This is a genomic window from Novosphingobium sp. LASN5T (genome assembly GCF_003856955.1).
Lineage (GTDB): Bacteria > Pseudomonadota > Alphaproteobacteria > Sphingomonadales > Sphingomonadaceae > Novosphingobium.
The window spans coordinates 87165-102235 of record NZ_RQSI01000012.1 but is presented as its reverse complement, the minus strand read 5'-3'; the positions used below and the strand labels follow the sequence as shown (position 1 = coordinate 102235).

Below are 15071 nucleotides of genomic sequence, written 5' to 3'. Positions count from 1 at the left end.
GTCAGTAAAATCGCGTGGCGCGGGCATGATCCGAACAGGCCGATGCTGTTAAGAGGGGCAGCGGGAATGAGGCGCTGGCGTCAGCGATCGGCGGCGTGGCGCGGGGCGATTTCGGGCTGAACGGGCTTGAGGCGGTACAGGCGGAAGTTGCGGGTGCCGATCGCGACCGTGGCGTAGGTTTCGTAGTCGCGGTCCAGCAGCCGCATCAGCAGCGCGCGCGAAGACTGGTTGGCTGGCCGTGACAGCGGCTTGACGCCAACCATCACCACGCTAGGCCGCCGTGCCATGATCCGCCGCATCTCGTCTTCCACATCGATGCCCAGCGAACGGCTTTCCACCGCTCCGGCAAGGTGCGTGGGGAAGATATAGCTCGTGGCAAGGCAGGCGTTGGTGGTCTGGTAGAGTACCGGATCGCCTTCGTTCATGTAGAAGCAGCCGTCGCCCAGCTCAGCCCGGATAAGGCTGGTTGCGTGTTCCACATCGCCAAGCGTGCCATGGTGATAGAACTGGTAGGCGGGGACGACCACGCCGCCGATCGCGCCCAGCCCCAGCATGAACCGCGCATACCACTTCTCGCTGCGGATCTGCCGCCCCAGCGCGGGTGCGGCCAGAATGCACAGGGGGGCCAGCAGAGGCCCGACGTAGTGATCGTACCAGGTGCCGAACGCCAGGAATCCGGCGAACGCCGCCACGCCCCAGGCCCGCAGCACATGCCGCGCGCGCGGATAGGAACCGCCGGTCATCGCCAGATGGCGCGGGGCGTGGAAGATCGCGAGCCAGAACGGGGCGAGGGTGAGCATTTCCTTGGTCAGCCGCCACCAGGCTTCGCCATCGGACTGGCGCGACATGATCGAGAAGAAATTGGCCTGCATGAAGGCGCCGGCATGGCCCATCGCGCCATAGATGCCGAGCGCGAGCGCCGTCGGCGCCAGAGCGGCACCTATCCAGAGCACGGCGGCGGCGCCCAGCTTCTTCCACGACCAGACATCGGCATAGGCGCGGCCGAGCAGCAGCGCGCCGAAGGCCACGCCTTCGAACACCACCGTGTACTTGATCTGCATGGCGATGCCGACCAGCGCCATGATGCCGGCGCCGCGCCAGAGCAGCTGCGGGTCTTCAAGGCGCTTGAGCGTATCGACCACGGCCCAGGCGGCAAGCGCCACGGGCAGGTTGAAGAACACCGGCGCCTGCCCCAGCACGCAGTTGAACACCGGCATGAACAGGATGTAGGCGAACCCGGCCTGCCACGCGCCCGCCCGCGGTGCGATCTCGCGCGAGAGCCGTTCGATCACCATCGCCGTCGCCACCGTGCTAAGCACGCCCGCGAGCTGGTAGGTGACGACGCCGTCGCCGGGGAACAGGTGAAACAGCTCGAACAGCAGGAACAGGCCGATCGGCTTGCGATCCCAGATGTCGACATAGGGCACCGCGCCGTGCAGCATCCGGTCGCCGACGAGCAGATAGAACTGTTCGTCGATGTGGATCACCGGATTGCCGATCAGCAGCGCGCGCAGCAGCAGCGTCAGCGTAAGGTAGCTCAACGCCAGCGTCAGCCAGTCCGGCAGGCGGAGCTGCCGCCACGCGGCGGCGGCCCGGACCGGAAGCGTGGCCGAGAGCAGGGGCGGTGCATCCTGGGTGCGGACTGTCGTCGTCCGGACGGCACCGACGCTTTCGACCATTCATTCGCTCCGTTGCTGCTGCACGCTAGACCTGTAACGGGCGAGCAAATCGATACCTTCGCGCTTGCGAACGCGATAATGGCCGACGCCCCTCATTTGGCGCCATAACCTGTATCGCCCGTGAACGACAATCGGAAACCGCAAGGCGGAACGGTGGGAGGAACGGCTCTCGCGCCGGGCTCCCGCGGGAATACCGCAGTGTCGGTCAGCGTGTTGGGGACCGTGGGGTTACGATGAACACCGGCGGGGCAGGTGTCGCGCCGGGCACCGGGGCCAGCCGTCGCACGATTTCGTCGGCAATGGCGGCGTGGCCGAGCGCGGTCGGGTGCCAGGCGGGACCCGTTCCGAAACCCGGATAGCCAGAGGCCCAGGGGATGACGGAACAGGGCGTGTGGGAACGTGACATGCGGGCCGCCTCGATCAGCAGCGCTCCCTCCTGCCCGGCGACGCGCGCGATCACCTCCCGCAGCCGGTCACCCACCGCGCGCCGGTCGGCGGCTTCGGCGGGGGTCAGGGGCGTGCGATCGCACAGGACCAGGCGGGGCAGCAGCGCCAGATAATCGACGAACACCAGCCGCGCAGCCGGTGCGCGGGTGCGTACTTGCGCGGCAATCAGGCGCAGGTTGGCTTCCAGTGCGGTCCAGGCGGCCTGATCGGGTAGCGGGGGCGGCACGGCGCATTCGGGCTTGGCGCGGGTTTCCGGGGAAAGGCGACACAGTCCCGCGAAGAAATCGCTGACATAGCGCACGTCGTTGGCGCCGATCGTCACGGTGACAAGCCGGGTATCCGGCGTGACGGCATCGATCTGCGGCGGCAGTTCGTCCCACTTGCCCAGCACGTGTTCCGTCCTGGCCGAACTGCACGTCGCGTCCGCCAGCACCAGGTTCAGGCGCTGGGCCACGAGATGGCCGTAACTGGCGGCCGTGCGCGAACAGCGCGGCGGCGTGCCGGGGTCGGGCGGGCCAAGCTGCAGGCCGGACGCGAAGGAATCGCCAATGGCGACATAGCGTGCGCCGGCGGGCAGACCTTGCGCCACCGCGCCCGACGGGAGGGCCAAGGCGGATGCAAGGGCAAGGATACCCGCCCGCAAGGCCGTCACTTCACCCAGTCCAGCCCGATTTCCTCGTAGATTTCGCGGCTGTCGGCCCAGCCTTCCTCCACCTTCACGTGCAGGAAAAGGTGGACTTTTACGCCCAGCAAATCCGCCAGTTCCTTGCGCGCGGCCTCGCCGATCGCCTTGATCCTGGCGCCGCCCTTGCCCAGCACGATGGATTTCTGGCTATCGCGTGCGATCACGATCTGCTGGTGGATTTCCACCGACCCATCGGCCTTGTGCTGGTAGCTTTCAGGCCGCACCGCGCTGTCATAGGGCAGTTCGTCATGCAACTGGCGGTAGAGTTGCTCGCGCGTGATCTCGGTCGCCAGCAGACGCTCGCTGGCATCCGAAACCTGATCTTCGGGATAGTGCCACACGCCTTCCGGCATCAGTGCGGCCAGGCGCCGCTTGAGTTCGGGCACGCCATCGGCGGTGAGCGCGGAGACGAAGAACACCTCGTCGAACGATCCCTGTGCGCTGAGTTCCTCCGCCATGACCAGCAGCGGTTCCTTGGGGGTGGAATCCACCTTGTTGAGCACCAGGATTTTCCGTTCCTTGCGTTCGGCCAGCGCGGCAAGGATCGGTTCGAGATAGTCGCGCTTTTTCTTGCGCGCGTCGACCACCAGCAGGATCGCATCGGCTTCGACGGCGCCTTCCCACGCGGCGCTAACCATCGCGCGGTCCAGCCGGCGGCGCGGTTCGAAGATGCCGGGTGTGTCAGCCAGGATGATCTGCACCCGGTCCACCCCGCCCGCATCGGTGGGCAGGTCCTCCAGCGCGATCCCCATCAGCCGCGCGCGCGTGGTCTGCGCCTTGGCCGAGACGATGGCGACCTTCTGGCCGACCAGCGCGTTTACCAGCGTGGACTTGCCCGCGTTGGGCGCCCCGATCACCGCGACGAGGCCGCAGCGTTCCCTTGCGTTGGTTTCCGTCAAAATAACTCCATTCGCCCCAAGTCAGCGGGGCTGTTTCCTGTTTAGCGTGAAGCGCCGGTTGCCGGAAGAAGGCAAGCTGCCCGGCGGGTATTCTTTCCGCAGGCAACTCTTTCCGGCGGGCCTTTCAGGCGAACCGGTTCATGAATTCGCGGGCGGCGGAGGTTTCCGCTTCCTGCTTGCTCGATCCACGCGCTTCCATCACGCCCACGCCCTTAACCTCCACGCTGACCGTAAAGCTGGCGGCGTGATCCGGCCCATCGCGGCGGACCAGCGTATAGACCGGGGGCTTGCGGCGGTTGCCGGCGGCCCATTCCTGCAACGCGGCCTTGGGGTGCTTGCGCTGGCCCGCGCCGCCGGCCATCGGCTTGTCCCACGCGCGGCGCACGAAGGCTTGGGCCACGTCGAAGCCACGGTCGACGAACAACGCGCCGATCAGCGCCTCCATCACGTCGCCCAGGATGTTGTCGCTGTCCGCGCCGCCATCGTCGCGCGCTTGCTTGCCCAGACGGATGTGCGCGGGCACGCCCAGCGTGCGCGCCACGTCGGCACAGGTTTCGCGGCTGACCAGCGCGTTGAGCCGCTGCGAGAGCTTGCCTTCGGCAGCATCGCTCTTTTCGTGCAGCCAATCGGCGATGGCGAGGCCGAGAACGCGATCGCCGAGGAATTCGAGCCGCTGGTAATCGCGCGCCTCGCCCATCGACCCATGCGTCAGCGCCTCGCGCCACAGGTCGTCGCGCAAAGGCGCATGGCCGGTCAGGGCGGTCAGGAAGGCAATCGTATCATCGGCCAGCGGTGCGGCCGGGACGGGTTGGGGCTTGCTCAGAACAGCCCCCCAAGCCGGTTCCAGCGCGCCGCGGTGAACCAGGTCCAGGGCAGGAACCAGTTGGCGGAACCATCGGTGGACCACATGACGATGGTCGCGCGGCCGATCAGGTTGTCCATCGGCACCAGCCCGATCCCTGCGCCTTCCACCGCCGGGAAACGGCTGTCCATGGAATTGTCGCGATTGTCGCCCATCAGGAACAGCCGGTTTTCGGGGATGACCACGGGCGGAGTATCGTCCTGCGGGCGATAGCCGAGGTCCAGCACGTTGTAGCTTTTGCCTTCGGGCAGCGTCTCGCGGTACTGCGGGTAGTGGCAGCTTGGCGAACCGTCCTTCTCCACCGCCTCGAACTCGGGCGAGATGCAGTTGGTGTTGGCCGATACGTGGATCACGAAATCCTCGATCCGCTGCTTGGGCACGGGCTTGCCGTTGAGGTGCAGCACGCCCCCCACCATCTGCACGGTATCGCCCGGCAGGCCGATCACGCGCTTGATGTAGTCCACGTCGTTGCCCGGCGGCGCCTTGAAGATCACCACGTCGCCGCGCTTGGGCGTACCGGCCAGGATGCGGTGGGGCAGCAGCGGCACGCCGAACGGCAGCGAATAGCTGGAAAAGCCATAGGGCCACTTGGCCGCGAGCAGGTAATCGCCGTTCTCCAGCCGCGGCAGCATCGATTCCGAAGGAATGTTGAACGGCGAGAAGATGAAGCTGCGGAAAATCGCGACCACGAGCACCAGCTTGATCAGGAAGACGGCGAAGCTGTCCTCCTTCTTCTCCTTTTTCGGCTTGCCCGCGATCGGGGGCAAACTTCCTGAACCCGGCGTTCCGGCGGGGGAGGCGGCGCTCTCTGGGGCGGCTGGAGTCTCGGGAGTCTCGGTCATCGTCGCGGTCATGTGGAGGGGGCGCGCTTTCGTCAAGTGTGTTGTGTGTGCAATACACTGTGCCGGAATACGTCTGCGCACCCGTACCGGAGATGAACGGGACGCTTGGCGGAAGGCCTGCGAGCGGGCATGAGGAGTTTCGCAACTGCGAAGAAAAGGGATACCGGCGCGATGAGTGAACAGGATCTTGCGGGCTGGAACGCTCTGGAAGCGCTGGCGCGGCCTTCCCTGAAGGACCTGTTCGGCGATTCGGAGCGTCTTGCGCGCTACAGTACTGAACTGGAACTTCCGGGCGGGCCGATCCGCTTCGACTGGTCGAAGACGCACCTTTCGCCGGACGTGGAACGGGTGCTGGGCGAGATCGCCGGCACGATGGACCTTGCGGGCAAGCGCGAGCAGCTTTTCGCCGGCGCACGGATCAACAACACCGAAGGGCGCGCCGCCGAACATGCCGCCCAGCGTGGCGTGGGCAGTGATGCCAGCGTCGAGGAAGCCGGCGCCCTGCACGCGCGGATGCGTGCGCTCGTCGACGCGATCCACGCGGGCGTGCTGGGTGAGGTCAAAAGCCTGATCCATATCGGCATCGGCGGTTCCGCGCTTGGACCGGCGCTGGCGATCGACGCGCTGGCCCGCGAAAGCGCGCTTGTCGACGTGCATGTCGTCTCGAACATCGATGGTTGCGCGCTGGAAGCCGCCATGGCCGCCTGCGATCCGGCGGCGACGCTGATCGCGGTCGCCTCCAAGACCTTCACCACAACCGAAACCATGACCAACGCCGCCAGCGCGCTGGAATGGCTGCGCGATGGCGGGGTCGACGATCCCTATGGCCGGGTGGTGGCGCTGACCGCCGCCCCGGAAAAGGCGGTGGAATGGGGCGTGGACGAAACGCGCGTGCTGCCGTTTTCGGAAACGGTGGGCGGGCGTTATTCGCTGTGGTCGTCAATCGGCTTCCCGGTCGCGCTGGCGCTCGGCACGCAGGCCTTTGGCGAGTTCCTGGAAGGCGCGGCGGCGATCGACCGGCATTTCATCGAAGCCCCGCTGGACAAGAACGTGGTCGTCCGCGCGGCCTTCGCCGATCTCTATTACACCCAGGCGCGCGGGTGCCAGACCCGCGCCGTGTTTGCCTATGACGAACGCCTGCGCCTGCTGCCCGATTATCTCCAGCAGCTGGAGATGGAATCGAACGGCAAGCGGGTGACGGCCGACGGCCAGCCGCTGGCCCGGCCCAGCGCGCCGGTGACGTGGGGCGGGGTGGGCACCGATGCGCAGCACGCGGTGTTCCAGCTGCTCCATCAGGGCACGCACCTGATCCCGGTGGACTTCCTGGCGGTGAAGGTACCGGGCCACGATCTCGATCCGGCGCACCACCGTATCCTGCTGTCGAACTGTTTCGCGCAAGGGGCGGCGCTGATGGCGGGCAAGGCTTCCGACGACGGCGCGCGCGCCTATCCGGGCGACCGGCCTTCGGCCACGATCTTCTGCGACGATCTCAACCCGGCAACGCTGGGCGCGCTGATCGCGTTCCACGAACACCGCACGTTCGTTTCGGCGATGCTGCTGGGGATCAATCCCTTCGACCAGTTCGGCGTCGAACTGGGCAAGGCGATCGCGAAACAGATCGAGTCCGGCGGCGGGGAGGGCTTCGATCCTTCCACCGAGGCGCTGCTGGCGGCGGCCGGCATCGGCGAATAGGGCAGGGCCGCCGCGCAAGAGTTTCGTTAGTCTGGCAAACGAAACTCTTGCGCGCCGCCATTGGCAATCCGTCACCGGCCCGCCATATGCATCGCTCGACAGGAGCAGACCATGGCTGAGCAGGAATACGACTACGATCTTTTCGTCATCGGCGCGGGTTCGGGCGGCGTGCGCGCCAGCCGGATCGCGGCATCGCACGGCGCACGCGTGGCCGTGGCGGAGGAATACCGGGTCGGCGGAACCTGCGTGATCCGGGGCTGCGTGCCCAAGAAACTGCTCGTGTACGGATCGCACTTCGCCGAGGAACTGCAGGATGCGTCCAATTACGGCTGGACGGTCGAGAAGATGCATTTCGACTGGCCGACGCTGCGCGACGCGGTGCTGAAGGATGTCGATCGCCTGAACGACGCCTACACCACCACGCTGGAAAACAACAAGGTCGAACGCTTCCTCGAACGCGCCACGATCACCGGGCCGCACGGCGTGCGGCTCGCTTCGGGACGGGACATTTCGGCGAAGTACATCCTCGTCGCCACCGGGGCCTGGCCGCTGATGCCCGAGTTCGAAGGCAACGAACACTGCATCACCTCCAACGAGGTTTTCCACCTGCCCGAACTGCCGCGTCGCATCGTCATCCAGGGCGCCGGCTATATCGCGCTGGAGTTTGCTGGCATCTTCAACGCGCTGGGTAGCGCGGTAACCGTGGTGAATCGCAGCGACGCGATCCTGCGGGGGTATGACGAGACGCTGCGTGATCGTCTGCTGCAGATCACCATGGCGCGCGGCATCACCTATCGTTTCAACTGCCCGATCACCAAGGTGGAAAAGCAGGAGGACGGCTGCCTGCACGTGTGGGTGAAAGGCGCGCAGGACCCGATTCCGGCCGACGCCGTGCTGGTGGCCACCGGTCGCCGGCCGAACGTTGCCGGGCTGGGGCTGGAGACTGCCGGCGTCGAACTGGGTGAACGGGGCGAGATCAGGGTCGATGATACCGCCAGGACCACGTGCGACAGCATCTATGCCGTGGGCGACGTGACCGATCGCGTGCAACTGACGCCCGTTGCCATCCGTGAAGGACACGCTTTCGCCGACCGGGTGTTCGGTGGCAAGGACGTGAGGATCGATTACGCCTGCATCCCCAGCGCGGTATTCTCGCAGCCGCCGCTGGCGGGCGTTGGTCTGACCGAGGGACAGGCGCGCAACGCCTATGGCAACGTGAAGGTCTATTCGTCCGATTTCCGGCCGATGAAGAACATCTTCGCGCATCGTCCGGAACGCGGGCTGTACAAGATGATCGTCGATGCCCAGACCGACCGCGTGCTGGGTATCCACATGATCGGCCCGGATTCGCCCGAGATTCTGCAGGCAGCGGCGATCGCGGTGAAGGCGGGGCTGACCAAGGCCGATTTCGATGCCACCGTCGCGCTTCATCCGTCGATGGCGGAAGAACTCGTCCTCATGCGTTAAAGGTTGCAAGTTGCAACTTATGTGCTAGTTTTCCCGCACGAACGGGGAGGCAGGACATGCGGTTGCAGGGCAAGGTTGCGCTGGTCACGGGTGGCACCGACGGGATAGGCGCCCGTCTGGTCCGCCAGTTGCGCGACAAGGGCGTTACCGTCATCACCACCGGACGCACGGCGGACAGGATCGCCGCCGCCCGGGCCGATGGGTTCGAGGTGATCGAGGCCGACCTGTCCCTGCCCGAAGGCGTGGACGCGGTGCTCGCGGGTCTTGCCGGGCGTGAGATCGCCATTCTGGTCAACAACGCCGGGGCGGGGACCGACCATGATTTCCGCAATGGCGCGCCTGATCTCGCGTCCACCGACCGCACGATCTTCCTCAACCTTCACGCCCCGATCCACCTGATCGCGCGGTTGATGCCGGTGCTGCGCGCGCAGCCCGAAGCGATGATCGTCAACGTCACCTCCGGCCTCGGCATCGCGCCCAACGGCGGTAGAGCGGTCTATTGCGCGACCAAGGCGGGCTTGCGCAGCTATACCATGGCGCTGCGCTATCAGCTGAAGGACACCGCGATCCATGTGCTGGAAGCGCTGCCGCCGGTGGTCGACACGCAGATGACGGCGGGGCGGGCCAACCGCAAGATGCCGCCGGAGGAATGCGCGCGCCAGATCATTACGGCGATGGAGCGCAACGCGGACGAGGCCAGCGTCGGCATGGTCAAGCTGCTGCAACTGGTGCATTCCATCTCGCCGGCGCTGGCGCGCAGGATCATGATCCGCTTCTGAAAGCGGGCGGACGGGGAGAAGAGCAATGAAGGGCAAGGTTCTGGTGACCGGCGCGAGCGGCTATATCGCCGGCTTCGTGGTGCGGCAGCTTCTCGAACAGGGCTGGACGGTTCATGCCACCGTGCGCAACCTTTCGCGTGAGGCGGAACTGCGACCGCGCCTGGGTGGAACGCCCGACACGTTGCGCTTCTTTGCGGCGGACCTGATGGCGGACGGGGGCTGGGCCGATGCGGTGATCGGCTGCAGCCACGTGTGCCACGTCGCCTCGCCGTTCTCTACCAACGCGCCGAAGCACGAGGATGACCTGATCGTTCCCGCGCGCGAAGGCGTGCTGCGCGCCTTGCGGTTCGCGCGTGCTGCGGGCGTGACCCGTTTTGTGCAGACATCGTCCGTCGCCGCCATCGCCTATGGCCATGGCAAGGGCCAGCATCACTTCACCGAAAGCGACTGGACCGACGTGGACGGGCCAGACGTCTATGCCTACGTCAAGTCCAAGACCATCGCCGAACGCGCCGCGCGCGATTGGGTGGCGGCCAACGGCGGCGCAATGGAGTTCGTCTCGGTAAACCCCGCCGCCGTGCTGGGACCGGTGTGGAGCGACGATTTCTCGCCCTCGATCGAAGTCGTGCGCCAGTTGCTCGCCGGGGCCTTGCCCGGGTGCCCGGACCTGGGCTTCGGCATCGTCGACGTGCGCGATTGCGCGGACCTGCACGTGCGCGCGCTGACCGAACCGGGCCTTGACGGTGAACGCTTCATCAGCGCGGGGCCGTTCCTGAAGCTGGTGGACGTGGCGCGCGTGCTCAAGGACAACCTGGGGGCTCAGGCGCGCAAGGTGCCCACGCGCCGGCTGCCGGGCTGGCTGGTGCGCTTTTCCGCGCTGTTCAATCCGATGATCCGCCAGATCACCGGCGAACTGGGCAATGTGCGCGATGCCAGCGCGGCCCATGCGCTCGAACGGCTGGGCTGGCGCACGCGGCCGGTGGAGGAATCGATCCTCGATTGCGCGCGCAGCCTGATCGAGCGGGGGATCGTGAAGGTCTGAGGAACCTGTCAGGGGGCAAGACCCTCGGGCGCTTGGACAATTCCGCGCTAGAGGGATGACCGCTATTCGCGGTTGTCGACAAGGCACAGAATGGCGGGACTAGCGGACTCAACTTCCGGTTAGCACAGCCTCGCCGAATCCGGCGTTCATCAATCCTGCAATCTCCGCGCCGAATGTTTCCAGTTGAGGATAGTTCGTCATGAATGATGCTCGGACTCGCTGCTGCGGTTCGCGATCGTAAGCAACCTCAATCCGGGCTATAAGATCACCGCGTTTATTGGCTGGGGCAATCTCAATCCCTAGGATCAGATCGTCTCCTTCCAGCATGTTAAAGCCCCATTGCGCCTTGATCGGCGAGTCCGGCTCAATAGGGTATGTGGCAAGCGCTTCGCCGAACTTTTTTAAGGCTTGCCATTGCACCGAGAAGCCTCCTCGACCAGCGAAGTGGTCGGTCTCGACCGCGATAGATAGTCGGCCTAAGTCGTCAGGAAGAAGTGTCTGATCAAAGAAACTTCGGTCATACTCATACCCGTTTATCCCCTTGACGCATGTATGGGATTGTGCCATTAGAATGGCATGACGACGAAAAGCCCTTCTGCCAGCCCTGAGTTCTCGGTCCGCGAGTTCTTCCAGCGCTTCCCTGACGATGACGCCTGCCTTGCCCACATCATGCAGGTTCGTTTCGGTGGCACCCGCTTTGAGTGCGCCTCGTGCGGGAAGGAAAGCACTCACCACAAGCTGGCAGCCCGCCGTACGTTCGTTTGTGCCAACTGCGGTCACCACGTGAACCCGACTGCAAACACCATCCTTCATGATACGCGCACGCCGCTCGTGTCATGGTTCTATGCCATGTATCTGTTCTGCACGACGCGCCACGGCGTGAGCGGCAAGGAACTGCAACGGCAACTTGGCGTGACCTACAAGACTGCCTACCGGATCGGCCAGCAAATCCGCGTTCTCACCAGCAAGGCGCAGGGTTTTGACGCGCTGCTTGCCGGTCACGTGGAACTGGACGAGGCTTATGTCGGCGGTCGCCGTTCGGGCGGTAAGCGCGGCCGTGGCGCTCCCGGCAAAACCATCGTTATGGGCCTTGCCGAACGTGATGGCCGCATGAAGGCTGTTGTGATCCCTGACGTTAAGAAGGACACCCTTCGCAACGTGGTGCTTGATAACGTGGAACCCGGTTCGGTCGTTTCTACCGACGAACTGGTGTCGTACAACTTACTGGCGGGTGATGGCTTCACGCATGGCGCGGTGAAGCACGGCAAGAAGGAATACGCCCACTACGACCATCGCTCGGGCGAGACGTTCCACGTCAACACTGTGGAAGGCTTCTGGCGGCTGTTCAAGGCATCGGTGAGGTCAACCCATGTGCAGATTAGCGCCAAGCATATGCAGCGCTATCTGGACGAGTTCACTTTCCGCGCTTCGAACCGGGGGCGGGTGAACGGGATGTTTGACCTTCTGGTTGGGGCGCTGTGACGCGTCCCATCATCGCTTCGAATTGAGCGCGATCAGCGGGGCCAATGCCGTCGGCTTCGGCTTGCGCGATAAAATCCTGAAGGCGCCCGTGCGCTAAGGCTTCGGACAGCGTTAATCGCACGGGCGCAGTCATTAGGCCGCCTCGCCTTTATCGAAGCGCAGCTCCTGCGGTACAACGGAAAGCAGATCGTCATTTTCGTCGATGCGCAACATGCGCATGTCCTTGACGACTTCCCAGAACCACGGGAACTTCCGGTGAATTTCCAGGACAGCCTTGAAGCAGTGCGAAGCCTGCGTTTCATGAGTGCCATAGAAAACCGAACCCTGCTGGCGGCTAAAGCCATGCGTTGCAAGGACGCGTGCGATCTTCTCATACGCGCCATGCCGCATAGCAGCCTCAGCGTTCAGGTCGTATGCGATAGCATACACTCGGTTGTTCCTTGTGAAGGACGCCGGAGCCTCCATCCTCCTCCGGCGTATCGGGGTGAAGGTCATATGAACCCCTTTCGGAAAGCGCGAAAACACGCAAACCGACTAGACGAGTCCAGTGGATTTTGCTAGTCAGTCTGCGCCTAATGGATCTCCGTTAGGCGCAGACCGCTGCGTTAACCTAACAAGGCGGCTTGCCACATAGGGTTTCTCTCTTTCTGCTCGCGAAGGCTTGTTAGAGGTTAATCCCATGGAAAGGAGACGTTGGGGCGTCTGTCTTTCCGGCGTCTGCCCCGAGGATTTCATCGAAGTCCTGCGGGGCATTCTCTTCTCCGAGAAGCTTTGCGGCGAGACGTCGCTCGTTCTCGTGATATTCTTCCGAAAGAGTCCAACCCTTTCGGCCGTTCGGCTTTAGATCGATACTTCTCGCCAGTAGCGCAGAAATGGCATTGACCTTATCGTTTCCTCGAACCTCGATCCCCCTCCGTTCGACGAGGGTAACCATATCGCGGGATGCGATGGGCCTTCCTAGGTGACTACGGCATTCATCGATTGCCGCTTGCACCACTGAGCGCCCATAGTCGCCAAAACGATCAAGCGACACTTTTTCACGGCCTGTTTTTGGGGTTAGTGTCGCTGCTGCGACGGGGCCGTTGGGCACCTCGATTGTGGGCGCCACGATTGTTGGAGCGGCTGAAAGCGCGGCGATGGGGGCGTCTGCTCCATATGCGCGCAAAATCATACGCAGAGCTTCCAGCTTCTGCGTCAGATCGGCTTCCTCGCGGCGGATTTTTTCGAGGGTATCTGCGTCCATGCTTTTTACATAGCAGACGCCTTCGCGCATGGGAAGGGATGATACGTTATCCACATGACGGGGCCGTAACGACTAATCGGAACGATTCTGTTCTACATGCGTCAAGGGGATAAACGGGTACTCATATCTAAGGGTGAGCTTGCTCATGAGATATTTATGGCTGTTCCGTAGAATGTCCGCAATGGCGTCGTGTCCGGACATGCTGTTCTTGCGGAAAGATGTCGGATAGCTGCAACTCCGGCCACGCCCGAATTGGACCGCGCCGCCTAAATCCCCGCGTACCATTGGTAGTCATGGTGGTCTTCCCAGTAGCCGCCCTTGCCGCCGTAGATCTCGGCCAGGCTGCTCACGGCCTGGATGCGCATCACGTACTTGGCCTGCTTGTAGCCCAGCTGCCGTTCCACGCGCAGGCGCAGGGGTGCGCCGTGGCCGATGGAGAGCGATTGGCCGTTCAGGCTGTGCGCCAGGATCGTCTGGGGGTGAAACGCATCGACCAGATCGATGCTCTCGTAATAGGGCGCGCCGTCATAGAGATCGGCGCAGTGGAACACGATGTACTTCGCGTTGCCGGATAGCCCGGCGCGGCGCAGCAGCAGGCCCAGCGGCAACCCGGTCCACTGGCCGATCGCGCTCCACCCTTCCACGCAATCGTGCCGGGTGATCTGGGTGCGTTGCGGCGCGGCGAGGATCTGCGCCAGGCCGATCGCGAGCGGCTGGGCGACCATGCCGTCCACCACCAGACGCCAATTGGCAAACCGCTCGGCCGCGTGTGCGGCATAGTCCGGCGATCCGGGATTGCGCGTGCCATTTTCGCGGAACACGGGCGAAAGATCGGCGCGGGTGAATTCGCGGGCGAGCGCGTTGCGATCGGTGACGAGCCGTTGCGCGGTGCGCGTGGCCTTTTCGCCCAGCGTCAGCACTTCGCGCACCGAGGGCGACGCGGCGATGCGGTCGCAGCCCGAAAGCAGCAATCCGGCGCCGCCGATCAGCGCGTTGCGGCGGGTGATGATGGTCATGCCGCGTCCTCCGTCCTGATGGTTGTCGGCCCCTTCGCCTGCGGCAGGCGGTACCAGCCCGTGATCATCGAGCGCAGTTCGTTGATCGGCCCCGCCAGCACCACCATGGCCAGATGGACCGCGATGAAGGCCGCGAACCCCAGCGCGCAGAGGAAATGGATGGAGCGCGCCGATTGCCGCCCGCCGAACAGGTCCAGCAGCCAGGGCCATGCCGCATTCATGGTGGGCGACATGGTCAGGCCGGTCAGGATCACGGTGGGGATCAGGATCAGGATCACCGCCAGATAGGCGATTTTCTGCAAGGGATTGTAGCGCCGCGCCGCTTCGCCGGTGGGAAAGCGCAGGCGGGCGTGCTCCTTGATGTCATGCCACAAGTGTGACGGGCGCATTTCCGCGCGCGTCAGCGCAAGATCGCGCTGCAAGTGGCGCGATACCAGCGCGTAGAGCAGGAACAGCGTGGCCGAGATCGCCAGCACCCAGGCGAAGAAGAAGTGCCATTCGCGGCCGCCGGCCAGATCGTAATGAGAAGGGATCGTCAGCAGCGGCGGAAATGCCCGCGCGCCTTCGGACGAGACGCCCAACAGGCCGCCGGCCGGCAGTTCCAGGCCGAGCAGGTTGACGAAGCCGCGGTCGCCGTGGTTGCCGATCACCAGCCACGGCTGGTCGAAGTTCGCGCCGTACTGGCCCCAGTAGAGGCGGGGGTGGGCGTTGAAGATCGACATGCCGCTCATCAGCATGACGAAGATGCTGAACGCGTTAATCCAGTGCCAGATGCGCACCGGCAGTTTCGTGCGGTAGATCAGCGGCGCTTCCGGTTGCATCCGGTTGTCCGCGTTCGCGTGTTCCATCCCGCTCTCCCCTGTCAGCCCGAAGGCAGCATGACACAGCTTCGCGTGGGTGCAAGCTATGAACAGTCCGCCCGTGGCATTCGCAGCA

Annotated in this window: 15 protein-coding genes; 5 read left to right on the top strand and 10 right to left on the bottom strand. The window is 64.5% G+C overall.

Annotation, left to right across the window (positions count from 1 at the left end; genetic code table 11):
• Positions 1-80 precede the first annotated feature (80 nt).
• From EH199_RS10295 to lepB, 5 genes are all read right to left on the bottom strand, one after another.
• Positions 81-1679: a glycosyltransferase family 39 protein gene (locus EH199_RS10295; RefSeq protein ID WP_124809164.1), complete on the bottom strand. Its 1599-nt coding sequence runs from the start codon at positions 1677-1679 to the stop codon at positions 81-83.
• Positions 1680-1884: 205 nt separating this feature from the next.
• Positions 1885-2778, bottom strand: a complete 894-nt coding sequence (locus EH199_RS10290) for an SGNH/GDSL hydrolase family protein (RefSeq protein ID WP_190287213.1) — start codon at positions 2776-2778, stop codon at positions 1885-1887.
• The gene (gene era / locus EH199_RS10285) at positions 2775-3710 is read right to left on the bottom strand and encodes a GTPase Era (RefSeq protein ID WP_124809162.1); all 936 of its coding nucleotides are present in this window, start codon (positions 3708-3710) and stop codon (positions 2775-2777) included. The genes EH199_RS10290 and era overlap by 4 nt, the downstream gene beginning before the upstream one ends.
• Before the next feature lie 124 nt (positions 3711-3834).
• Positions 3835-4557 (bottom strand): ribonuclease III, encoded by a 723-nt coding sequence (rnc, locus tag EH199_RS10280; RefSeq protein WP_370449682.1) that lies wholly within the window; start codon positions 4555-4557, stop codon positions 3835-3837.
• Positions 4530-5426 carry a signal peptidase I gene (gene lepB / locus EH199_RS10275; protein WP_190287211.1) on the bottom strand — a complete coding sequence of 299 codons (897 nt, stop codon included), beginning with the start codon at positions 5424-5426 and terminating at the stop codon, positions 4530-4532. The genes rnc and lepB overlap by 28 nt, the downstream gene beginning before the upstream one ends.
• Positions 5427-5585: 159 nt before the next feature.
• On the opposite strand from lepB, the gene pgi reads away from it, so the two are divergent.
• The 4 genes from pgi (at position 5586) to EH199_RS10255 (ending at position 10394) form a co-directional block, all read left to right on the top strand.
• The gene (pgi, locus tag EH199_RS10270) at positions 5586-7106 is read left to right on the top strand and encodes a glucose-6-phosphate isomerase (protein WP_124809160.1); all 1521 of its coding nucleotides are present in this window, start codon (positions 5586-5588) and stop codon (positions 7104-7106) included.
• A 111-nt stretch (positions 7107-7217) separates the two neighbouring features.
• Entirely contained in the window at positions 7218-8573 is a 1356-nt protein-coding gene (gorA, locus tag EH199_RS10265) for a glutathione-disulfide reductase (protein WP_124809159.1), read from the top strand.
• Between the two features lie 56 nt (positions 8574-8629).
• Positions 8630-9352, top strand: a complete 723-nt coding sequence (locus EH199_RS10260) for an SDR family oxidoreductase (RefSeq protein ID WP_124809158.1) — start codon at positions 8630-8632, stop codon at positions 9350-9352.
• 25 nt (positions 9353-9377) lie between these two features.
• Entirely contained in the window at positions 9378-10394 is a 1017-nt protein-coding gene (locus EH199_RS10255) for an aldehyde reductase (RefSeq protein ID WP_124809157.1), read from the top strand.
• A gap of 108 nt (positions 10395-10502) precedes the next feature.
• Here the strand turns inward: EH199_RS10255 and EH199_RS10250 are convergent, their stop codons facing one another.
• The gene (locus EH199_RS10250; RefSeq protein ID WP_124809156.1) at positions 10503-10814 is read right to left on the bottom strand and encodes a hypothetical protein; all 312 of its coding nucleotides are present in this window, start codon (positions 10812-10814) and stop codon (positions 10503-10505) included.
• Between the two features lie 156 nt (positions 10815-10970).
• Here EH199_RS10250 and EH199_RS10245 point away from each other — a divergent pair, with 156 nt between their 5' ends.
• Positions 10971-11876, top strand: a complete 906-nt coding sequence (locus tag EH199_RS10245) for an IS1595 family transposase (RefSeq protein ID WP_124809155.1) — start codon at positions 10971-10973, stop codon at positions 11874-11876.
• Positions 11877-12008: 132 nt separating this feature from the next.
• Here EH199_RS10245 and EH199_RS10240 read toward each other — a convergent pair whose 3' ends face one another.
• The 4 genes from EH199_RS10240 to EH199_RS10225 all read right to left on the bottom strand — a co-directional run bounded on the left by EH199_RS10240 (position 12009) and on the right by EH199_RS10225 (position 14983).
• Positions 12009-12305, bottom strand: a complete 297-nt coding sequence (locus EH199_RS10240) for a virulence factor (protein ID WP_190287210.1) — start codon at positions 12303-12305, stop codon at positions 12009-12011.
• A gap of 235 nt (positions 12306-12540) precedes the next feature.
• Positions 12541-13119, bottom strand: a complete 579-nt coding sequence (locus tag EH199_RS10235) for a hypothetical protein (RefSeq protein WP_124809153.1) — start codon at positions 13117-13119, stop codon at positions 12541-12543.
• A gap of 266 nt (positions 13120-13385) precedes the next feature.
• Positions 13386-14135 (bottom strand): molybdopterin-dependent oxidoreductase, encoded by a 750-nt coding sequence (locus EH199_RS10230; RefSeq protein ID WP_124809152.1) that lies wholly within the window; start codon positions 14133-14135, stop codon positions 13386-13388.
• Positions 14132-14983, bottom strand: coding sequence for a cytochrome b/b6 domain-containing protein (locus EH199_RS10225; RefSeq protein ID WP_124809151.1), 852 nt, complete (start codon positions 14981-14983; stop codon positions 14132-14134). Before EH199_RS10225 ends, EH199_RS10230 begins: the two co-directional genes overlap by 4 nt.
• Positions 14984-15071 lie beyond the last annotated feature (88 nt).